The 22286-nt window shown below is 33.3% G+C and carries 16 protein-coding genes and 2 tRNA genes; 9 read left to right on the top strand and 9 right to left on the bottom strand.

The window, feature by feature from the left end:
- Positions 1–188 precede the first annotated feature (188 nt).
- Both Q4Q35_RS20470 and Q4Q35_RS20465 read right to left on the bottom strand, forming a co-directional pair.
- Positions 189–446: a DUF3098 domain-containing protein gene (locus Q4Q35_RS20470; RefSeq protein ID WP_303279914.1), complete on the bottom strand. Its 258-nt coding sequence runs from the start codon at positions 444–446 to the stop codon at positions 189–191.
- A 130-nt stretch (positions 447–576) separates the two neighbouring features.
- Positions 577–1452: a cell division protein FtsX gene (locus Q4Q35_RS20465; RefSeq protein ID WP_303279913.1), complete on the bottom strand. Its 876-nt coding sequence runs from the start codon at positions 1450–1452 to the stop codon at positions 577–579.
- A 364-nt stretch (positions 1453–1816) separates the two neighbouring features.
- Here Q4Q35_RS20465 and leuS point away from each other — a divergent pair, with 364 nt between their 5' ends.
- Complete coding sequence (leuS, locus tag Q4Q35_RS20460; protein WP_303279912.1) at positions 1817–5119, top strand: leucine--tRNA ligase; 3303 nt, start codon at positions 1817–1819, stop codon at positions 5117–5119.
- 187 nt (positions 5120–5306) lie between these two features.
- On the opposite strand, the gene Q4Q35_RS20455 is transcribed toward leuS, so the two are convergent.
- Both Q4Q35_RS20455 and Q4Q35_RS20450 read right to left on the bottom strand, forming a co-directional pair.
- Positions 5307–5966, bottom strand: coding sequence for a class I SAM-dependent methyltransferase (locus Q4Q35_RS20455; protein ID WP_303279911.1), 660 nt, complete (start codon positions 5964–5966; stop codon positions 5307–5309).
- Complete coding sequence (locus tag Q4Q35_RS20450; protein ID WP_303279910.1) at positions 5967–6506, bottom strand: RNA methyltransferase; 540 nt, start codon at positions 6504–6506, stop codon at positions 5967–5969.
- A gap of 325 nt (positions 6507–6831) precedes the next feature.
- On the opposite strand from Q4Q35_RS20450, the gene mutS reads away from it, so the two are divergent.
- The 3 genes from mutS (at position 6832) to Q4Q35_RS20435 (ending at position 9827) form a co-directional block, all read left to right on the top strand.
- On the top strand, positions 6832–9444 hold the full coding sequence (mutS, locus tag Q4Q35_RS20445; protein WP_303279909.1) for a DNA mismatch repair protein MutS: 2613 nt from the start codon (positions 6832–6834) through the stop codon (positions 9442–9444).
- Between the two features lie 116 nt (positions 9445–9560).
- Positions 9561–9632 (top strand) — tRNA-Gly (locus Q4Q35_RS20440).
- A gap of 111 nt (positions 9633–9743) precedes the next feature.
- Positions 9744–9827: transfer RNA gene (locus Q4Q35_RS20435), tRNA-Leu, on the top strand.
- A 176-nt stretch (positions 9828–10003) separates the two neighbouring features.
- Here the strand turns inward: Q4Q35_RS20435 and Q4Q35_RS20430 are convergent.
- The 3 genes from Q4Q35_RS20430 to Q4Q35_RS20420 form a co-directional block, all read right to left on the bottom strand.
- Positions 10004–10516, bottom strand: a complete 513-nt coding sequence (locus Q4Q35_RS20430; protein WP_303279908.1) for a hypothetical protein — start codon at positions 10514–10516, stop codon at positions 10004–10006.
- 243 nt (positions 10517–10759) lie between these two features.
- Positions 10760–10978 (bottom strand): hypothetical protein, encoded by a 219-nt coding sequence (locus Q4Q35_RS20425; protein WP_303279907.1) that lies wholly within the window; start codon positions 10976–10978, stop codon positions 10760–10762.
- A gap of 112 nt (positions 10979–11090) precedes the next feature.
- On the bottom strand, positions 11091–11372 hold the full coding sequence (locus tag Q4Q35_RS20420; RefSeq protein WP_303279906.1) for a hypothetical protein: 282 nt from the start codon (positions 11370–11372) through the stop codon (positions 11091–11093).
- Between the two features lie 112 nt (positions 11373–11484).
- On the opposite strand from Q4Q35_RS20420, the gene Q4Q35_RS20415 reads away from it, so the two are divergent.
- Complete coding sequence (locus Q4Q35_RS20415; protein ID WP_303279905.1) at positions 11485–11796, top strand: helix-turn-helix domain-containing protein; 312 nt, start codon at positions 11485–11487, stop codon at positions 11794–11796.
- Between the two features lie 67 nt (positions 11797–11863).
- On the opposite strand, the gene Q4Q35_RS20410 is transcribed toward Q4Q35_RS20415, so the two are convergent.
- Together Q4Q35_RS20410 and gldJ are read right to left on the bottom strand one after the other, a co-directional pair.
- The gene (locus Q4Q35_RS20410) at positions 11864–13147 is read right to left on the bottom strand and encodes a UDP-N-acetylmuramoyl-tripeptide--D-alanyl-D-alanine ligase (RefSeq protein ID WP_303279904.1); all 1284 of its coding nucleotides are present in this window, start codon (positions 13145–13147) and stop codon (positions 11864–11866) included.
- 103 nt (positions 13148–13250) lie between these two features.
- Positions 13251–14951, bottom strand: a complete 1701-nt coding sequence (gene gldJ, locus Q4Q35_RS20405) for a gliding motility lipoprotein GldJ (protein ID WP_303279902.1) — start codon at positions 14949–14951, stop codon at positions 13251–13253.
- Between the two features lie 264 nt (positions 14952–15215).
- On the opposite strand from gldJ, the gene porU reads away from it, so the two are divergent.
- From porU to pdhA, 4 genes are all read left to right on the top strand, one after another.
- Positions 15216–19106 (top strand): type IX secretion system sortase PorU, encoded by a 3891-nt coding sequence (gene porU / locus Q4Q35_RS20400; RefSeq protein ID WP_303279900.1) that lies wholly within the window; start codon positions 15216–15218, stop codon positions 19104–19106.
- A 99-nt stretch (positions 19107–19205) separates the two neighbouring features.
- A complete protein-coding gene (porV, locus tag Q4Q35_RS20395) occupies positions 19206–20444 on the top strand; it encodes a type IX secretion system outer membrane channel protein PorV (RefSeq protein WP_303279899.1) in 1239 nt (412 codons plus the stop codon).
- Between the two features lie 150 nt (positions 20445–20594).
- Complete coding sequence (gene cdd, locus Q4Q35_RS20390; RefSeq protein WP_303279898.1) at positions 20595–21077, top strand: cytidine deaminase; 483 nt, start codon at positions 20595–20597, stop codon at positions 21075–21077.
- 209 nt (positions 21078–21286) lie between these two features.
- Positions 21287–22285, top strand: coding sequence for a pyruvate dehydrogenase (acetyl-transferring) E1 component subunit alpha (pdhA, locus tag Q4Q35_RS20385; RefSeq protein WP_303279897.1), 999 nt, complete (start codon positions 21287–21289; stop codon positions 22283–22285).
- Position 22286: the final 1 nt, after the last annotated feature.

Here is a 22286-nt window from a genome sequence, read left to right as displayed (position 1 = left end):
AATAGGCTAAAGAATACTTCGGTGGAGGTGTTATACAAGACGCATATCACTTCTAAAAGAAACAAGTTAAAAATCTTAATGAAGTTAAGAGGAAACAGATCAAAATAACAGGCGTAAATTTTGTGCTGATTTTCTGTTAATTAGCCAATAAATATGCCTGTACTAGAGTACTTCGTTTACTTTCCTCGTTAATTACTTTTATCAGGATTTAATAAAATAGCATAAATTTCAATGCCAAAACCAATTAGAATAATAGCAGGGGCTAATCTTATACGTCTCCAATGAAAAATTTCAGGATTAAAAACATTGGGATCATCACTACCACCTCCAGACATTAAAATAAAACCTAAGGCGATACAGGCTAAACCAATAAACATGAATTTATAGTTTTTCTTCCCAAAAACAAATATACTTTTAGCGGCTTCTTTTCGTTTTTTTTCTCCCATGGTATTGTGTAATTGATATGCAAATTAACGGATTTATTTAAAACCTGAGCGTTAAGACTTTCTAAAATTAATTAATGAGTTCAACGTTTTAATTCGAGGCTAATATAATTTATGGTTTTCGTTGCTCTTATTAGTACAGTTGATCAGTCTTTAAATTTAAGAAGCGCTGCGTCGCAAAATGCGTGCTTATCCATGTAATGACAATACCCAAAGCAAAAACAAAAATAAAAAGGAAAGCCATTAAAACGGGATTGCTTAGTAACTCTAATTCTGAAAATGTTTTATTAAGATAATACAAAACAATGGCCATACCTATAAGTGCTAAAACTGCTCCAATCATGCCCAAACGAACACTTTTCCATATAAAAGGAAGTCTAATAAACTGCTTAGTGGCACCAACCATTTGCATAGTTTTTATGGTAAAACGCTTGGAAAAGACGGCTAACCTTATGGAACTATTAATAAGTAAAACGGCAATTAACGTAAAAATAGCACTTATAATAAGCACCCAGAAACTAATCTTCTTTACATTGTCGTTCATCAAATTAACTAAGTCATTATCGTAGCTAACTTCATCGACGAAATTTTTATTTACCGCATCTGCTGAAATTTTATCTAAATGTTGAGAAGTTACAAAATCAGCTTTTAAATGTACATCGATGGAATTTTGTAATGGATTATAACCAACAAAATCCATGAAATCCTCACCATTTTCAGCTTTCATAAATTCGGCAGCTTGTTCTTTAGAGACATACTCTATAGATTTTACATAATTTGCCATAGCCAAACTTTTTTCTAGTTGTTTTGTTTCAACTTCTTTGGCAGAATCTTTAAGGTAGATGGTTACAACTACTTGCTCCTTAAAATGATCGGATACTTTTTTAGCATTTAGAATGAGCATCCCTAATAAACCCAATAAAAACAATACCAAAGCAATACTTAATACGACTGAAAAATAAGAAGAGATAAGTCTGCGTTTTTGGTGTTTTTCAAATGATAAACTCATAAAGTGTCAGGATTGATAGCGTAAAAATAATAAAGTATACGCAAAGAATCTTCAAAAGATTTAAGTCTTTTGATTTCAAATAAATGTCTTTTCCGTGAATCCGATAACTATCGGGAGGAAATCTTATTAAGTAGAAATCTAAAGTAGATCTAAAAAAAGTAAGCTTCTAGTATTTATAATTACAACGTTTAAACTTTTAACATTGTTATAATAAGTTTAAATTTGCGGTTTTAAAATCGTCATTAAGAGCGAAGCGTGGGAATCTGTTTTATTTTAAGATTCGATTTAAAAGATTGCACAGTCGCCCCGATCCCAATAATTAATAGGATTCCATCGCAATGACAAGAATATATTTAGGACTATAATGAAATACAATTTCAACGAGATAGAAGCCAAATGGCAAAAATTTTGGGCAGAGAACCAAACGTTTAAAGCCGAAAACCCTGCCCAGAGTGGCATAGAAGGAAAGAGCATAAAACCAAAATATTATGTTTTGGATATGTTCCCTTATCCAAGTGGAGCAGGTTTGCATGTTGGACATCCGTTAGGGTATATAGCGTCTGATATTTATGCACGTTACAAGCGCCATAAAGGCTTTAATGTATTACATCCACAAGGCTATGATAGCTTTGGTTTGCCAGCAGAACAATATGCTATTCAAACAGGTCAACATCCGGCAATAACAACTGCAGAAAATATAAAAACATATCGCCGACAGTTGGATCAAATAGGTTTTTCGTTCGATTGGTCTCGAGAAGTTAGAACATCAGATCCAAGTTATTATAAGTGGACGCAATGGATTTTTATTCAATTATTCGAATCCTGGTATAATAATGAAACTAATAAAGCAGAAGATATATCGGACTTGGTTGCTATTTTCGAAACGGAAGGAAATGCAAATGTAAATGCGGTTTGCGATGATACTATTGAAGTGTTTTCTGCAGATGCATGGAAAGCGTTTTCTTCTGAAAAACAGCAACAAATATTATTACAGTACAGACTTACGTATTTAGCAGAAACCGAAGTAAACTGGTGTCCTGCTTTGGGAACTGTTTTGGCAAATGATGAAATAGTGAATGGTGTTTCAGAACGTGGTGGACATCCTGTAATTCGTAAAAAAATGACCCAGTGGAGTATGCGTATTACTGCTTATGCAGAACGTTTACTTCAAGGATTAGATACCATTGATTGGACAGACTCTCTTAAAGAAAGTCAGCGTAATTGGGTTGGAAAATCGGTTGGAGCATCCGTCTCGTTCCCCATCCTATCCTTCCCCGGAGGGGAAGAGAAAGCTGGTTCGGATACACGTGCTGGTTATATGACAGGTGGAAATAATTCGCATTTATTATTAGAACGAGCCAAAGAGATGCGTGCTAATCCAACTCAAGCTGAAGCCGCATTGTGGGAACAGCTTAGAAATAAAAATTTAGAAGCAAAATTTAGACAACAACACTTAATAGGGGACTATATTGTTGATTTTGTATGTTTAAAAAAGCGATTAATCATTGAAGTTGACGGGAAAATCCATGAATCTCAAATAGAAGAAGATGCAAAACGCACAGAAATTCTTGAAAATGACTACTATAAAGTTATCCGTTTTACAAATGAAGAAGTTTTAGGGAATATTGAAAGTGTTTTAGAAAACATAAAAAAAGAACTAGCACAAAGAAAATCAGTTCAGAGTAAATCACAACAGAGTGAGCAAGTTCCCCCTTCGGGGGTTAGGGGGATTGAAGTCTTCACAACAAGACCCGACACTATTTTCGGAGTTAGTTTTATGACACTTGCACCAGAACACGAATTGGTGTCACAAATAACAACACCAGAACAAAAGGGTGCTGTTGAAGCTTACATAGAAGCTACAGCAAAACGTAGTGAACGTGATAGAATGGCGGATGTAAAAACTATTTCAGGAGTATTTACAGGAGCTTATGCAGAACACCCATTTACAAAAGAGCCTATTCCTATTTGGATTGGCGATTACGTATTAGCCGGTTATGGAACAGGTGCTGTAATGGCTGTGCCATGTGGTGACCAACGTGATTACGATTTTGCAAAGCATTTTAATATCCCAATTCCGAATATTTTTGAAGGTATAGATATTTCAAAAGAAGCCTTTGCAGATAAAGACAAAACAGTTATCGCCAATAGTGATTTTATTAATGGGATGAACTATAAAAAAGCGACCAAACGTGTTATTCATGAATTGGAGCAAATCGGTCAGGGCGAAGGGAAAACCAATTACCGTTTACGAGATGCTGTATTTAGCAGGCAACGGTATTGGGGCGAACCATTCCCTGTGTACTATGTAAATGGGATGCCACAAATGATTGCAAAAGAGCATTTACCAATCAAGTTACCAGAAGTTGAAAAATATTTACCAACCGAAACAGGCGAACCGCCATTAGGAAATGCCACCGTTTGGGCTTGGGATACGAAACAGTCTGCAGTGGTCAGTAATCAGTTGGTCGATAACAAAACAGTATTTCCATTAGAATTAAATACCATGCCGGGATGGGCAGGAAGCTCCTATTATTTTAATAGGTATATGGATCCTGAAAATGATAACGACATAGCATCTAAAGAAGCATTGGATTATTGGCAAGATGTCGATTTATACATAGGCGGAAGCGAGCATGCCACCGGACATTTATTATACTCCCGTTTTTGGCAAAAATTCTTGTTTGACAAAGGTGTTGTGCCTGTTGATGAATATGCCAAAAAACTGATTAATCAGGGTATGATTTTGGGGACTAGTGCATTTGTGTATCGTGTTGAGGGTGAGAATAAGTTTCTTTCAAAAGGTTTAATTGGTGAAACGAAAGTACAAGCAATTCATGCAGATGTATCTTTTGTAAATAGTTCTGATGAACTAGATATAGAAGCATTTAAAAACTGGAGGTCAGAATTTAAAGATGCAGAATTTATTTGTGAAGAAAATGGCGTTTATAAAGTAGGTCGAGATGTTGAAAAAATGTCAAAGTCCAAATACAACGTCGTAAATCCAGACGATATAGTTAAAGATTATGGCGCAGACAGCCTACGCTTATACGAAATGTTTCTTGGGCCTTTAGAGCAATACAAACCATGGAATACAGCAGGCATTACAGGTGTGCATTCCTTTCTTAAAAAACTATGGAAACTATATCATCAAGGTGAAAATGGAACTTTTCACGTAACGAGTTCCCCTCCTTTGGAGGGGTTAGGGGAGGCTCTTAAAACCCTCCATAAAACTATAAAGAAAGTAGAAGAAGATATCGAGAATTTTTCGTTTAATACGTCGGTGTCTACTTTTATGATAGCAGTTAATGAGTTAACAGCTCAAAAATGTACATCTAAAGATATTCTAGAACCATTATTAGTTTTAATATCACCTTATGCGCCACATATTGCTGAGGAATTATGGCATCAATTAGGACATAATGAGTCAATTTCAACGGCACCGTTTCCAAAATTTGATGCAAGTCATTTAGTAGAAAGCAGCAAAAATTATCCTATTTCATTTAATGGAAAAATGCGTTTTACAATGGAATTACCGTTAGATATGAGTAAGGATGATATTCAGGAGGCTGTTATGGCACACGAAAAAACCAAAGAACAATTACAGGGCAGAGAACCTAAAAAAGTAATTGTCGTTCCCGGAAAAATAGTCAATATTGTAGGGTGATATTGTTTGGTATAATGTCAGGTCGAGCGCAGTCGAGACCTAATCAAAAATACCGAATTTCAATAACCTCTCGACTGCGCTCGAGGTGACATATAGGGTATTAAATGTTTATCAAGTTACATTAGAATAATTAGGAAATAATGGTGTTTTCAACTTATACAGAATTAGACTATATCCACTTAACGATTTAAAACACTTGATATAATGTCGTCACGATACGCCCATTATTATGTTCGAGAATATGCTCATCTAAGGTTTTTTTGTATTTGATTTTAAAATTGAAAGGTGCTTCTAATATATTAACACCGCTGTTTTGTTTTATTCTAATCCCTTGTCCGGAAATAATGTCTTTGTTTGGAATAAAGTTGCCCAAAGGTATATGCTCGGTTAAAATGATGTATTTATAAGCGTCTATTTTTTTTATAATTTCTTGTATTTCAGCGTTAGATAAATGTTGTAACACCTGCCTTAAGATAATACAATCTCCAGAAGGAAGCTCATCTTTAGTAATATCTAAACAATGAAATCCTAAGTGCTCCTCTTTATATAAATTTTTGTTTCTATCAATAAGTTTTTCAACAATATCTATAGCAACATATTTTTTAGTGTATTTGGTTACATGTTTGCCAATATTAAAGTCGCCACAACCCAAATCACAAACAACTGGAGGTGTCGTAAAAGCATCTAAAAAAGTAATTAAAGCATTTAGATATGGGTTTATAATTTTTGGATCGTGAGAACCGGTTCCGGAATAAAAATCGAATGTAGAGCCGCCCCAAAGTTTCATGTCATAAATCTGATTCATAACATCCTTAGTTGGCCAAGGCTTTTTTATTTTTTTTGACACTTATCCTAGATTTACTAATAGCTTAGTATATAAATCCCAAACCACAACCCCACAACTTACCGAAATATTTAAAGAATGTTTGGTGCCAAATTGCGGTATTTCAATAACTGTATCGCTAGTACTAACAACTTCTTGAGAGACGCCTTTTACTTCGTTTCCAAAAACCAAAGCATATTTGGTGTTGGGTTCAATTTTAAAATTGTTAAGCATTGTGGCATTTTCAGCTTGTTCAATAGAGCAGATCTTTATGTTTTCAGTTTTTAGTTTTTCAACTAAATCCATAGTGTTTTCAATATATTCCCAGTCTACCGTATCGGTACTTCCCAAAGCTGTTTTATGAATGTCTTTATGTGGCGGTGTTGCTGTGATGCCACAGAGGTAAATTTTTTCAATTAAAAAAGCATCACTGGTTCTAAATACCGAACCAATATTATTTAAACTCCTTATGTTATCAAGTATAATAATTATTGGTGTTTTTTTTGCCTGTTTAAAAGCATCAATACTTAATCGGTCTAATTCGCTATTTTTTAGTTTTCTCATCACTAATTTTTAATTTGTCATTCCCTTGAATCCCGATAACTATCGGGAGGGAATCTTATCAACTGTAAATATCATTATGAAATAAGCATGAGAGGTGATTATCTATGTTAATTAGATTGCCACGTCCTTTATCCTCGCAATGAATTATTCATATTGTTAAAATCTACCAACAATTGTAAATAACTTCTGTAGCCTTCATTTTAAATAAAATCAAAATAGTACTACATTAGCATTCCTTATTTTACTTGTTTTCGATGCATCCCGATTTAAATCGGAGCTTGTAGAATAATATTCGCAAAAATAAGATTTAAAAACTACTTTACCATTGACTAAAAAATCAAAAAAGGAAACGCCGTTAATGAAACAATACAATGCTATTAAGGCAAAGTATCCCGATGCTTTATTATTGTTTCGTGTGGGCGATTTTTACGAAACGTTTGGAGAAGATGCTGTTAAAACGGCAGGTATTTTAGGTATTATTTTAACTAAACGAGGTGCTGGCAGTGAGAGCGAAACCGAGTTAGCAGGTTTTCCACACCATTCGTTAAATACCTATTTGCCTAAGTTGGTCAAGGCGGGAGAGCGTGTGGCTATTTGTGACCAATTAGAAGACCCTAAGCTTACTAAAAAAATTGTGAAGCGTGGTGTTACTGAACTGGTAACTCCTGGTGTGGCATTAAACGATGAGGTTTTAGTATCAAAATCTAATAATTTTTTATGTTCGGTATATTTCGATAAAAAATATATTGGGATTTCTTTCTTGGATATTTCTACGGGTGAGTTTCTTACTTCTCAGGGCAATGCCGAGTATATAGATAAGTTATTGCAGAATTTCAGCCCTAGTGAAGTATTGGTTTCTAAACAAAAACGCACCACGTTTAATGATACGTTTGGAAACGATTTCCATACTTTTTATATGGAAGATTGGGTCTATCAAACCGATTATGCCTATGAGACTTTAATAAAACATTTCGATACAAAAACTTTAAAGGGTTTTGGTATAGAAGATTTGTATGAAGGTATTATTGCATCGGGTTCTATTCTTCATTATTTATCGGAAACACAACATGATAAACTACAGCATATTACGTCTATTTCCAGAATTGCGGAAGATGATTATGTATGGATGGATAAATTCACCATTAGAAATTTAGAGCTTTACAGTTCTACTAATAATAATGCAGTGACGCTTTTAAATGTTATTGACAAAACCATTTCGCCCATGGGCGGACGTTTATTAAAACGTTGGTTGGCTTTGCCTTTAAAAAATGTTGAAAAGATAAAACAACGGCATGAAGTAGTGAGTTTTTTAACAAAGAGCGATACCGAACTTCAAAAAATCCAGAGTCATATTAAACATATTGGTGATTTAGAACGACTCATTTCTAAAATAGCGACAGGAAAAGTGAATCCACGCGAGGTTATTCAACTTAAAAATTCCTTAGGAGCTATTGTGCCTATAAAGTCATTAGCATCAAATTGTGATAATGAATCGCTTAAAACTATTGGAGATGCGTTACAAAGTTGTGATGTGCTTTGTGAAAAAATTAAAGAAACATTAAATGAAGATGCACCTGTAAATGTATTAAAAGGGAATAGTATTGCTTCCGGTTTTTCTTCAGAATTGGACGAGTTGAGAGGTTTGTCAAAATCTGGAAAAGATTATCTGGATAATATGCTGGCACGAGAGAGTGAACGTACGGGGATTCCATCTCTTAAAATAGCGTCAAATAATGTCTTTGGATATTATATTGAAGTGCGTAATACGCATAAAGATAAAGTGCCGGAAGATTGGATTAGAAAACAAACTTTAGTTAGTGCAGAACGCTATATTACAGAAGAGCTTAAAGAATATGAAGCTAAAATTTTAGGAGCCGAAGAGCGTATTTTAGCTATAGAGCAGCAGTTGTTTTCAGAATTAGTAGGTTGGATGAACCAGTATATAAAACCGGTGCAGCAAAATGCGTATTTAGTGGGGCAGCTAGATTGTTTATGTGGGTTTGCTCAGTTAGCAAAAGATAATAACTATGTGTATCCTATAATTGATGATTCTTTCGATTTAGAAATTAAAGGTGGCCGTCATCCAGTTATAGAAAAGCAATTGCCTATTGGAGAATCATATATAGCCAACGATGCGTTTTTAGATAGGAAAACTCAGCAGATTATTATGATTACGGGACCTAATATGTCTGGTAAGTCAGCTATTTTACGTCAAACAGCATTGATTGTATTACTGGCTCAAATAGGAAGTTTTGTTCCAGCAAAAGAGGCGCGTATTGGTATGGTCGATAAGATTTTTACTAGAGTAGGGGCTAGCGATAATATTTCGATGGGCGAGTCGACCTTTATGGTAGAAATGAATGAAACGGCTTCTATTTTAAATAATATATCAGACAGAAGTTTGGTATTACTTGATGAAATAGGTCGTGGTACGAGTACTTACGATGGAATTTCAATAGCTTGGGCCATTAGTGAGTATTTACATGAGCATCCTGCAAAACCTAAGACACTGTTCGCAACACATTATCATGAGTTAAACGAAATGACCGAAACATTCGACCGTATTAAAAACTTTAATGTGTCTGTTAAAGAGCTAAAAGATAATGTGCTTTTTTTAAGAAAGCTGGTTGAAGGTGGTAGTGCTCATAGTTTCGGTATTCATGTAGCTAAAATGGCAGGTATGCCGCAACAAGTATTGCATCGCGCTAATAAAATTTTAAAGAAATTAGAGCAATCACATTCCAGTGAGGAGTTAACAGATAAGGTTAAATCAATACAAGATGAAATGCAACTAAGTTTTTTTAATTTAGACGACCCTTTATTGGAAAATATTAAAGATGAAATATTACATACTGATATAGATGTACTTACACCTGTTGAAGCGCTCATGAAACTTAATGAAATTAAGAGAATGTTGGTTAAGAAAAAACGAGCTTAAAATAAATTTTATTTATTTCGATAAAAGGCTTTGGTTTTAGTAGAAAAATTTTAAATTTGCATCCGCAATAGCAATATTGCACACCAGCGATAAGCAGGTAAGTTCATTAAAAGACTGCGAAAGTAGCTCAGGGGTAGAGCATCACCTTGCCAAGGTGAGGGTCGCGGGTTCAAATCCCGTCTTTCGCTCTGAAGCTTTCTTAAAATATACCAATTTTGGTTGCTGAGAGTAATCGAAGCAAACCAAAGTAAGCTGAAGTGGTAGTCCCGATAGCTATCGGGAGGTAGACACTCAGTTATGCTGAAGTGGTGGAATTGGTAGACACGTTGGACTTAAAATCCAATGGCCCTTGGGCCGTGCGGGTTCAAGTCCCGCCTTCAGTACAAAGCCTTATCAAATTTTTTGATAAGGCTTTTTTTATTTAGGTACAACAAATAATAGTTTTTGGCGGAAGACAGAATCAAAAATGAAACCTCATGTTGACTACTAAACAGATGGTGACAGATCCAAAAAAAACTCCGTACTAACGGAGGTTTTCCTATTAAATTTAATCTGTGTTTTAAATAGATTTATACACAAGCCTATGAATTACTTTGTTATTGTGGCTTGCTAGATTTAAAAGTATATTAGTATCGTGAAGTGTCCAAGCGATTACATATTCTAAATGCCCAGAAGAAACTGCTAAACCGTAACGGCTTTCGTCATTTTTTAAAAGATCGTTATTCCATTTTTGAGTATCAATATTAGGAGTTCCGTATTTTTTGATAAGCAAATTCTTTATTTTTTTTAAATCTTCTATATAACTATTTTCATTACTGTGTTGTTTAGAAAACATATAAGATATACGTTCTAATAAATTATTATTCATTTCAAAAAGTAATGAGGCACTTAAATGATTAATAGTGGTTGTTTTAGAAAGCCCCGTTTCAGTCTCATGTAAGTCAGGTATAGCCAATTTTACTTCAGTTTCTGTATCACCCCAATTTAAACCTTGAAAGGTGAAAGGGTTTTGTGTTTTTTGACAAAAACTTAAAAGAGGTAGTAGTAAAAGAATAAGTAGGGATTTCTTCATGGTGGTTAGATTTTTTGAAACAATTGGTGCAGTTAACTGTACCAATTATAATTTTAATATTAGGGCTAATAATTTGTGAATATATATAAATTAAAATAAGTTTTTTATAATGATTTACCTTTTTAGATAAAAGGTTATTGCAAAATAATAAGTCTTCCGTTAAGAAGACCTATTTCGACTATTTCCCCCAAATAAAATTAATAGTCTATTTTGATTGCTCACAATCAAATGAAGTCTTATAATTTACCAAAATTCAATAAATACACCATTGGATGTGTTTTTAAGTGTTACACTAACTGGTATTTCTTCACAAAGTTTTGCTAACTGTATAATTTGATGTTTAACCAGAGGTTCTTCAACAAAAGTTGTTAAACCGTCAAAGCTTCCTTTTTGAGTTTCAGTTTTAAAAATGTCTTTAAAACCTTCTTCAATTCTTTTATGATACTTTTTCTTTATAGCCATTTTAATAAGTAAGGTTTCAGAATTTTATTCAAGTAAGTATAATTTTAAAATATTGTACGAATAAGTAAATAACATAATCAATCACCAATACCGCTTGGTAAGTTTTTTTAATCTATTTATTGTTCTTTAGATTGTCTTTTAGACGATTAGACATTTTTTTGTATTCTTTGGCTATCTCTATAATAGCATTAAAGATTAATATGTTTTTAGAAATGCCAGCTTTTGTATTTCTAACGGTTTGTGAATCAACTACAATATTATTGGCTTTTAACTCGTCTATGACTTTATTGGTATACTCTTTAGGCAGATGGTTTTTTAGTAAATCTTTGAGTGTTTCTTGCTCTTTAGGTGCGCGTATACCATATAATGTGTATAATTTGTTTAAATTTGTCATAACTTGTTTATGTTTGTAATTATTTTGAATGAATTTACATACAAAAATATACAAATAATTAAACAAATGAAAAATATTTTACCCATAAGTATAATTTATAGTTATTCTAAATATGGAATTTAAGGATAAGTTAAAGCGTTTAATAAAGACTAAGTATAGCAAATTAGGTGATTTGGCTAATAAATTTGGTATGAATTATACTCAATTGTCACAATATGTAAATGGTAGGAAAATATCAATGGATTTCTTATATAAGATAATTGAAGAATTTCCAGAAGCAGATCTTAATTGGTTATTAAGAGATGACTACATAAGTGATAATAGTTTGAAAGAAGGTGATGAGCCTTACAAATCAACATTGACTAAAAAGCAGATTGTCGATAAAATGGAAAGATTGTTTGCCGATTTGAAAGGTAAGATTTGATAACTACCGACTTCTAGAAATGCTGATTTTGTTACAGCAAGTCAACGAAAAGTTAAGCCAAAAATTATTAAATAAACTCCAAAATTCTTTCCAAGGCCATACCTCTAGAGGCTTTAATAAGTACTGACGTATTTTCTAAATTACAACCATTAAGCCAATCTTTTAGATCGTCAAAATATTTAAATCGCTTTGTGCTACTTAATGCAGTTTCTGTTTTGAAAAAGTTTTCGCCAATTAAAACAACATCTTCTATATTTAACGATGTTGCTAAATCTGTTATATTTTGATGTTCTTTTTCAGCGTCTTTTCCAAGTTCGAACATATCTCCAAGAAACGCTATTTTTTTAGTATTTGGTTGTTTTTCGAAATTTAATAATGCAGCACGCATACTTGTTGGATTTGCATTATAAGCGTCTAAAATAATAGTATTACTGCTTCTTTGAATAATTTGCGAACGGTTGTTTGTAGGTGTGTAGTTTTCAATAGCAGTTTTTATATCACGATCTTCAACTTTAAAATAATGACCAATAGCTATAGCTGCGGCAATATTGTTAAAGTTATAATCACCAATAAGTTGGCTTTCTATTTCTAATTTATTATACTCAGATTTAACAAAAGGTTCCGCTTCAATGAAATTAATAATTATATCTAAACCTAGGTGGTTTTCACCAAAAACAAACCGATTTGCATGCTTTGTTTTTTCAATTTGAATGCTGTCATTTCCATTAACAAAAATGGTTTTATCGTTATTAATTAGGAAGTCGAACATTTCACTTTTTCCTTTAATAACCCCTTCAATACCCCCGAAGCCTTCTAAATGTGCTTTTCCAAAATTGGTTATATAGCCATAATCGGGTTTGGCTATATGGCATAAGAATTCAATTTCTTTTAAATGATTGGCTCCCATTTCTACAATACCAATTTCGGTATCCTTCGACATAGAAAGCAATGTTAAGGGTACACCAATATGGTTATTTAAATTGCCAATGGTTGCTACTGTTTTATATTTTTGAGATAATGTAGCATTGATTAGTTCTTTGGTCGTAGTTTTACCATTACTGCCTGTAAGAGCTATAATAGGAACATTTAAATAAGTTCTATGGTAGGATGCTAAGTTTTGCAATGTTTCGAGCACATTTTCAACCAAAATGGTTTTAGAAGATGTATTAAATGAAGCTTCGTCTACTACGGCGTATTTAGCACCCTTTTTTAAAGCTTGTTCTGCATAAGTATTCCCGTTAAAATTTTCACCTTTAAGCGCAAAGAAAAGGTCGTTTTTTTTAATCTTTCTTGTATCGGTACATACCGAGTTACATTGTATAAAAAGCTTGTGTAATTGTTCTATTTTCAATGGGTAGACATCTTTTAAGTTTAGAAAATATAAAGCTGGTTAAATGTATAAAAAAAGTCCTAACATTTGTTAGGACTTTTAATAATATTATTTAATACCGAAATTAATTTTTCGTTTTGGTTTTCGTTTTAGATTTAGAACCTACACGAGACATCGCACATCTAAATCCGATATAATCCGTTGCCATATCTTGTGGGAAGTAACGTCTTTGAGCTGGATCTAACCAGTACTCTCTGTCTTTCCAAGAACCACCTTTGTAAACTCTAACTTCATCGTTAATTAAAGATGTTCTATTATTACCTCTATCATATTCTCTTATGATGTTCCCTAAAGAATCTCTAGTAACTTTATGTTTTGGGGAATTGTACATTTTACTGGTATAAGAATTTTTCTTCTCTTCACCAACTTCTTCATCATCAACATTAAAGTTTTCGAAATAACGAGAAGAACGTCTGTCACCATCTCTAAAGTTTATTTCATCACTTTTGTCAAAGTTAGTACGTAAATATGTTTCGTTTTCATCAATAGGTACTTGAGCTATTTCTCCAGGTAAATTTCTGGCTATTACTTTTCCGTTTGGTAAAGTATCATATACAATATCATCAGCAGTAACTACTTTTACAGTACCATCTTCGTTTAAAGCGTTTTTAGTATAAACATTACCACGGTAATAGTTAAAGTCGTTAAAGTCATCATCTATAATAGGTCTGTAAACATCAGCAACCCATTCGGCAACATTACCAGCCATATCATATAATCCGAAATCATTAGGATCGTAAGATTTAACAGCATTTGTAATATCAGCTCCATCATCAGACCAACCTGCTATACCACCATAATCACCTTTTCCTTGTTTGAAGTTAGCTAATTGGTCACCACGTATTTTACGTTTTCCAGAACGCGTATATTGGCCATCCCAAGGATATTTTTTACGTCCACGATATAAGTTATAATCTCTAATTTCGCTTAATCCTAAAGCAGCATATTCCCACTCGGTTTCAGTTGGTAGCCTGTATTTAGGTGAAATTATTCCAGTTTCACGAGTAGCATAAATGTTAGATTCGTTACCATCTGCATCGACTCTAACATTTCTTCTGTTACGACCATCACCATTAATAACTTCTTCATTACCACCATATGTTAGGGTAGGAGCATTAATATAAGTGTCTGTACTAAATGTCGATTCTGCATTAACATCTAAAATTTTAGCATCACGTTTTAAGTAACCAGCTCTTTCTAAGTTGTACTCATTAACACGATCTGATCTCCAATTGGCAAACTCAACCGCTTGAATCCAGTTTACACCAACAACAGGGTATTCTCCATAACCTGGATGACGTAAATAGTTTTCCGTCATAACCTCGTTAAAACCTAAACGGTTTCTCCAAACTAAGGTATCTGGCAAAGCACCATCGTAAATGGCTCTAAAATTTTCTTCAGATGGGGGATAAACTCTTTTAATCCAATCGAGGTACTCCATATACATGGCATTAGTAACCTCAGTTTCATCCATATAAAAAGATTGTACGTGTTGCTGAGTTGGACTATTATTCCAATCATGCATCACATCATCTTGAACACGTCCTTTGGTAAAAGTTCCACCTTCAATAAATACCAATCCAGGAGATGTTTCCTGTTCTTTATAGTCTGTATTGTATTGGAAACCTCCTTCTCTAGAATTAATCTGCCACCCTGTAGCTCTAGAACTGTTTTTTGAACTCGAAGATTTTTTACAACTAGTTGAAGCCATTGTTAGAGCTAAAACTAATAAAACCTTGAATGCTACTACTTTTTTCATATCCATACTTTTAAGTAAGCTAATATTATTTTTGGTGCTGCAATATAAGAATTAAACCTAAGTTCACAAGCAATTTTACACATTTTAATCAAAAAAAAGTGTATTTCACCCTATTTTTTTGACATTACAACGATGATTTTGACGTTTTTTATCATTGTTTTGTGTTGTATTAACGTATGTTTTACTAATTTATTATTGTATTTTTGATGCAGTTTTTAAAATTGCTATTTTTTTTAATAATAACAAGACTTTAACTACGTTGTTTAAACAATGAAAGAGAAAATTATATTTTTATTGTTCATTATTTGTACTGTAGCTGCATTTGGTCAGCAAAAAAAGTATGCGATTACTTGGGAAAATTCTAAAACAATTTCTGGAGGAAATTATTCCATTGAAATACCTGCTTTTAATAATGAAAATTTTAATTACGGTTTTGAAGAAGGTTTATTGTTTACAGACCAATGGGAGACAAATGAATTAGTAAATGAATCTTCTGCAACTATAAATAATATAGTATATACTTCTATTTCTAAAACCAATTTAAAAGATTTAGATTTAAATAAGATTCCGGATAAACCAATATTTAGCTTAAAAAACTCTAATGCAAGAGGTAAGCATTATGCTTTTTTAAGGCTTTCACCTATTATTAAGGATGCAAATGGTAATTATAAAAAGATTATTTCATTTCAGCTAAATTATAAAAACGGAGCAATCACTACTAGAAGCTCTTTATTAAATAAAGGTTTTCAAACATCTAAAATTATTAGTAATTCGGTATTGAGTTCGGGAGAATGGTACCGATTTTATGTCGATACAACAGGTGTTTTTAGATTATCTAAAAGCTTTTTACAGCGATTAGGAGTGAATGTAAATAGCGTTGATCCCAGAAATATAAAATTATATGGACATGGGGGGCGTATGATTCCATATTCTAATGATGTAGCATATCCTTTCGATGTTCCGGAGAATGCCATAAAATTTGTGGGAGAAGAAGATGGTGTTTTTAACGATGAAGACCATATTCTGTTTTATGCTCAAGGTCCAAAAGAGTATAACGAAGAGAGTATAACGAATATAAACTGTTATACAGATATAACATATTATTATATAAATGTGAGTGCTGGTTTAGGTAAACGAATTCAGCCATTTACAGAACCCAGTGGCGCAGTTAATTTAATTATTGATACGTTTGAAGAGTATAAGTTTCATGAAGTCGATGAGACTAATATTGCTTCTTTAGGAAGGCGCTGGTTTGGTGACGAATTTGATATAGATAATAATAAAACTTTTGAATTTGATTTTCCAGATTTGGTGACATCAGAGCCCATAAACCTAAGAGTTTATACCGCAGCTGCATCTACAACATCAAGTACTATAGGAGTAACGGTTAACGGGACGCCAGTTTCAACATTAAATATGGGTGGCACAACATCTCCTAATTTAGCAAGTCATGACTCTGTTAATACTAATGTTAACGTAAGCAGTGAAAAAGTAGAAGTAGGACTTAATTTTGATAATCAGGGAAACCCAAGTACAAAAGCATATTTAGATTATATATCAATAGAAGCGACACGCTCCCTAAATTTTACTGGAGAACAATTTCAATTTAAAAATAGTGTCGTTGCTTCAACCTCTGGAATAGGGCAATATAATATGACTAATACATCGCAAGTTTCAGAAATTTGGGAAGTTACCGATATATATAATGTTTCTAATTATATAAATACAGAAGCAGCTTCAAGTCTTAGCTTTACCTCTACTTTAGGAAGTTTAAAAACTTTTGTCGCTGTAACGCCATCGGATTATTTTGAGCCAAAAATAGATTCGGAAACAACCATTAATAACCAAAATATAAAAGGAACCGTTTTTCAAAATAGTCAAGGAGAGTTTCAAGATGTAGATTACATCATAGTAACTCCAAATAATATGATTAGTGAAGCCGAACGTTTAGCAGAGATAAACAGAACCCAATATGATCTGAATGTTAAAGTGTTTGGGCTAGATGAGATTTACAACGAATTTAGTTCGGGGAACCAAGATATTGGAGCTATAAGGAATTTGATTAAGTATGTGTATGACAATGCTAGTACACCAGAAAACAGAATAAAATATGTGTGTTTATTTGGAGATGGGTCTTTCGATTATAAGGATAGAATTGCAAACAATACTAATATAGTTCCTTCATGGCATTCTTATGATAGTTTTAATCTAACAAGTTCCTTTATTTCTGATGATTTTTATGGTATGATGGATACCGATGAGGGAACCATGTCCACAAGTGATAGATTAGACATTGCTGTAGGCAGAATTTTAGCAGATACACCGTTACGAGCTAAAGAAATGGTAGATAAAGTAGCATCATATTACGCTAAGGAAGCATTTGGGAGTTGGCGTAATAATTTTGTGGTTATTTCGGATGATGTTGACCTAAGTTGGGAAGGTTTATTACAAGAAACAACCGATAATATAGGGAACTTAGTGGCTCAAGAAAAACCATTTATCAATGTTGTAAAAATACATTCCGATGCATTTCAGCAAGAAACATCGGCAGGAGGTGATAGATATCCAGAAGTAACAAATGAAATTGTAAATGCTGTTGATAATGGTGCTTTGGTTGTAAATTATTTTGGACATGGAGGGGAAGAAGGTTTAGCACAAGAGCGTATTCTTTTAAAAACAGATGTTGAGGGATTTCGTAATTTTTGTAAATTAAATTGCTTTGTAACCGTAACATGCGAGTATACCAAGTTTGATAATCCGTTTAGAGAAACAGCAGGGGAATTTACATATTGGAATAAAGAAGCAGGAGCTATTGGTTTAATTACAACTACTAGGCAGATATCTGTTAATTTCGGAATTACTTTTAATAATAATTTAGGTCAATATTTGTTCTCTTATAGTAATAATGATACTTATGAGGATTACGAATACCCCTCAATGGCAGAAGCATTAAGGCTGGCGAAAAATGATCCTGCCGTTTCCGGAAATCCTCAAAAGTATTTAGTGTTCTTTATAGGGGATCCAGCTATGAAATTAGCTTTTCCTGAACCAAACATAAGATTAACCGAAATTAATGATGTGCCTATTACGCAGGCCACAGATACATTAAAAGCGTTAAGTTATGTGAAATTGGCAGGCGAGGTAGTTGATGTTTCCGGAAATTTAATAACGAATTATAACGGAACACTATCAACAACAATTTATGATAAGTTTATTGATAGGCAAACGCTTGCAAATGATGGAACACAGCTAAATGGACAAACGATAAGATTAGACTTTGAAACACTTGGAGAAATTATATTTAGAGGTCAGGCATCAGTTAAAGACGGTAAATTTGAGTTTGATTTTGTGGTTCCAAAAGATATTGGTATTCCTGTAGGGTTTGGAAAAGTAAGTTTTTATTCAAAAAATGAAGCCTTATCCCAAGATCAGGCTGGCGCAAGCATTAATACAGTTAAGATAGGAGGGTTAAATGAAAATGCAGAAGAAGATAATATAGGTCCTGTTATTACGCTTTATATGAATGATGAGAACTTTGTGTCGGGTGGTATAACAAATGAGTCGCCAACACTATTAGCTAAAATGGAAGATGCTAACGGGATTAATACAGCAAGTGGTATAGGACATGATATTGTAGCTATAATAGATGGCGATGAAACAAATCCGGTAGTTCTAAATGATTATTATCAAACAGAAGTAGACGATTATAAAAAAGGAGTTGTGAGTTTTCCATTTAGGGATTTAGAGCCGGGGTTGCATACCTTAACTTTAAAAGCCTGGGATGTATATAATAACTCTTCAATTTCTGAAATTCAGTTTATAGTATTTGATGAAGACCAAGAATTAGTTATAAATAACGTGCTTAATTATCCAAACCCTTTTGTGAATTATACAGAATTTTGGTTCAATCACAATAGTTCGGAACCTTTAGACGTTTCTATACAGATATTCACCGTTTCAGGAAAATTGATTAGAACAATTAATGGAGTAACATCGGGTGGTATAAAAACAACAAGTTCGCTGTCTAGGGACATTGTTTGGGATGGCAGAGATGATTTTGGAGATAAAATAGGAAAAGGTGTTTATATCTATAAGCTCACAGTGCGTTCAAATTTATTGAACAAAAAAGTAGAAAAAATTGAAAAACTGGTTATATTGTAAGAATATTTAATGTTGTTGATCGAATATTTGTACAAGTTAAAGATAGAGCTAGAAAAGTTTTTAAAAATAAAAATTATATTTGCTAACTAAATTTAATACATGAAGAATAGAATATTAATAGTATTAACCTTTGTTTCAGTACTAAAATTAGGTGCTCAAACAACAATAATTCCAAAACCTAACGATAGTAGAGTTATTACTACTGGATTACCGTTTATTTTAATTGCCCCAGATGCCCGAGCTGCTGCTATGGGAGATATGGGAGTGGCAACTTCTGTTGATGCTTTTTCACAACAATGGAATTCATCTAAATATCTGTTTTCAGAAAATAAAATGGGTATAGGAGTAAGTTATACACCTTACTTAAGTAAATTGGTTAACGATATTTTTTTAGGAAACGTTACTTATTTTAATCGATTAGACGAACGTAGTGCATTTGCTGCAAGTTTTAAATATTTTTCTTTAGGGGATATTGAGTTTGTAGAAGATGAATTTGCAACCCCATTAATACAAAGACCTAATGAGCTTACTATAGATGCTTCTTATGCTTTAAGACTAACAGATCAGTTTGGAATGTCGGTAGCTATGCGTTATTTGCTATCAGATTTAAGACTAAGTGGTGTAGATGGAGATGCAACATCTGCTAGTACCTTTGGTGTAGACCTTTCCGGATATTATCAAAGTGAAGAAGAGGCTTATGCCGATTTTAACGGACGTTGGCGTTTAGGATTTGCCATTCAAAATATTGGACCAAGATTTAAATATGACGAAGGTGGTGATGAGAACTTCCAACCTACAACCCTACGTTTAGGAGGTGGATTCGACTTTATATTTGATAATTATAACAAAGTCGCTGTAACCCTAGAGGTAGCAAAACTATTGGTGCCTACGCCTCCAATATTAGGAGACCAATTTAATTATTCAGACGATAATAATGATGGTGTTTATACAGAAGAAGATGATACATTAGGAAGCTTGGAACAAGAAGATGTCATTATAGAAGGTAAAGATCGGGATGTTAGTTTTTTATCAGGAATGTTTCAATCGTTTGGAGATGCTCCAGGTGGTTTTAGTGAAGAGATAAAGGAGTTTACATGGTCATTAGGAGCAGAATATGTATATCAAGATTCTTTTGCTTTTAGAGCAGGTTATTTTAACGAAAGTGAAGATAAAGGTGCTAGAAAATTTTTAGCATTAGGAGCCGGTTTTAAAGCCAAAGTTGTAAATATTGATTTGTCATACCTGTTTTCAGCATCAAAAGTACAGAGTCCTTTAGAAAACACATTGCGCTTTTCGTTAACATTTAATATAGGAGAAGGTACATATAACGAGTATTAACCCAAACCGAAACAAAGAAATATATAAAAAACTATTGTTCATTGAACAATAGTTTTTTTGTTTACACTAAACTTATCTTTGATTTATAGTCAATTATAAATAGTTTAATATGAGTTTCGTATTTCGTGAATTTATTTAATACATTTGAGTATGAAGGAAATAAAAATAGCGACTACATTATATCTCTATGACGATTTAGATGCGCTTCCAAAAGAAGTGATTTTGCTTATGCAAAAAGCTATCGAAGCTAGAGATAAAGCTTATGCTCCTTATTCAAACTTTAGTGTTGGGGCAGCATTATTATTGGATAACGGTAAAATAATTACTGGTAGTAATCAGGAAAACGCATCGTATCCATCAGGATTATGTGCAGAACGAACAGCAATTTACTATGCGGGTTCACAATATCCAAAAGCAAAAATAATTAGAATGGCTATTTCGGCAGGGTCAAAAAACAAGCAAACCACAGAACCCATTCCGCCTTGTGGTGCTTGTAGACAAGCTATTGCTGAATATGAAATAAAACAAGATACCCCTATAGAGATTTATTTTATGGGAAGCACAGGAAAAGTTGCTAAATCTAATTCACTTGCAAACCTATTGCCTCTTGTTTTTGATAGATCGGTGCTTTGAAAGTTTAAAAGGTATTAAATATATGTGGTATAAATACATTAGAAATTTTAAATACCATAGTATTCAATATAAAAAATTATCAAAAAAATAATCTTGCCCATAAAGAGCTTTTTTTTTGACATTTTTTTTACTTTAATGAGTTTCCGTTTTTGCAATAACTGTCAATGTATTACTTTTGTATTTGCTTAATTAAAATCTAAAATTAGTCGATGCAAAAAATCACTAAAGGGACATACCTGAAATGGTATGAAGATATGTTGTTTTGGAGAAAGTTTGAAGATAAACTGGCAGCCGTATATATACAACAAAAAGTAAGAGGATTTCTTCATTTGTATAATGGTCAAGAAGCTGTTTTAGCAGGTGCTTTGCATGCTATGGATTTGACTAAAGACAAAATGATCACAGCTTATAGAAATCACGTACAACCTATAGGTATGGGAGTAGACCCTAAACGTGTTATGGCAGAATTATATGGAAAGGTTACCGGAACATCTAAAGGTATGGGAGGATCGATGCATATATTTTCTAAAGAACATCGTTTTTATGGAGGTCACGGTATCGTTGGAGGACAAATTCCTTTAGGAGCTGGTATAGCGTTTGGTGATAAATATCATAATAGCGATGCTGTAACGCTTTGTTGTTTTGGAGATGGAGCTGCCCGCCAAGGGTCGTTACACGAAACATTTAATTTAGCAATGCTTTGGAATCTTCCAGTAGTATTTGTTTGTGAGAATAATGGTTATGCTATGGGAACTTCTGTAGAACGTACAGCAAACCACGAAGATGTATGGAAATTAGGTTTAGGTTATGAAATGCCATGTGGCCCAGTTGATGGAATGAACCCTGTAAAAGTTGCAGAAGCATTTGATGAAGCTATACAACGTGCACGTAAAGGCGGTGGCCCAACATTTTTAGAGTTAAAAACATACCGATACAGAGGGCATTCTATGAGTGATGCGCAGCATTATAGAACAAAAGATGAGGTAGAAGAGTATAAGAAAATAGATCCAATAACTCAAGTTAAAGATATTATTCTAGAAAAGAAATACGCATCTGCAGATGATTTAAAAGTGATTGATAAACGCGTAAAAGATCTAGTAGCAGAATGTGAAAAATTTGCTGAAGAATCTCCATTTCCAGAAGTACAACAACTTTACGATGTGGTTTACGAGCAAGAAGATTATCCATTTATTCAACATAAATTATAAG

It is taken from the genome of Flavivirga aquimarina (genome assembly GCF_030540835.1).
GTDB classification, from domain to species: Bacteria; Bacteroidota; Bacteroidia; order Flavobacteriales; family Flavobacteriaceae; genus Flavivirga; species Flavivirga aquimarina.
The sequence above is the reverse complement of the archived record's forward strand: the minus strand, read 5'-3'. Positions and strand labels throughout refer to the sequence as shown.

What these genes read in the sequence shown, in the direction of transcription:
- Q4Q35_RS20470 (WP_303279914.1), bottom strand. Translation starts at nt 446, where the DNA reads ATGGGAGAAAAAAAACGAAAAGAAGCCGCTAAAAGTATATTTGTTTTT.
- Q4Q35_RS20465 (WP_303279913.1), bottom strand. Translation starts at nt 1,452, where the DNA reads ATGAGTTTATCATTTGAAAAACACCAAAAACGCAGACTTATCTCTTCT.
- leuS (WP_303279912.1), top strand. Translation starts at nt 1,817, where the DNA reads ATGAAATACAATTTCAACGAGATAGAAGCCAAATGGCAAAAATTTTGG.
- Q4Q35_RS20450 (WP_303279910.1), bottom strand. Translation starts at nt 6,506, where the DNA reads ATGAGAAAACTAAAAAATAGCGAATTAGACCGATTAAGTATTGATGCT.
- Q4Q35_RS20430 (WP_303279908.1), bottom strand. Translation starts at nt 10,516, where the DNA reads ATGAAGAAATCCCTACTTATTCTTTTACTACTACCTCTTTTAAGTTTT.
- Q4Q35_RS20425 (WP_303279907.1), bottom strand. Translation starts at nt 10,978, where the DNA reads ATGGCTATAAAGAAAAAGTATCATAAAAGAATTGAAGAAGGTTTTAAA.
- Q4Q35_RS20420 (WP_303279906.1), bottom strand. Translation starts at nt 11,372, where the DNA reads ATGACAAATTTAAACAAATTATACACATTATATGGTATACGCGCACCT.
- Q4Q35_RS20415 (WP_303279905.1), top strand. Translation starts at nt 11,485, where the DNA reads ATGGAATTTAAGGATAAGTTAAAGCGTTTAATAAAGACTAAGTATAGC.
- gldJ (WP_303279902.1), bottom strand. Translation starts at nt 14,951, where the DNA reads ATGGATATGAAAAAAGTAGTAGCATTCAAGGTTTTATTAGTTTTAGCT.
- porU (WP_303279900.1), top strand. Translation starts at nt 15,216, where the DNA reads ATGAAAGAGAAAATTATATTTTTATTGTTCATTATTTGTACTGTAGCT.
- porV (WP_303279899.1), top strand. Translation starts at nt 19,206, where the DNA reads ATGAAGAATAGAATATTAATAGTATTAACCTTTGTTTCAGTACTAAAA.
- cdd (WP_303279898.1), top strand. Translation starts at nt 20,595, where the DNA reads ATGAAGGAAATAAAAATAGCGACTACATTATATCTCTATGACGATTTA.
- pdhA (WP_303279897.1), top strand. Translation starts at nt 21,287, where the DNA reads ATGCAAAAAATCACTAAAGGGACATACCTGAAATGGTATGAAGATATG.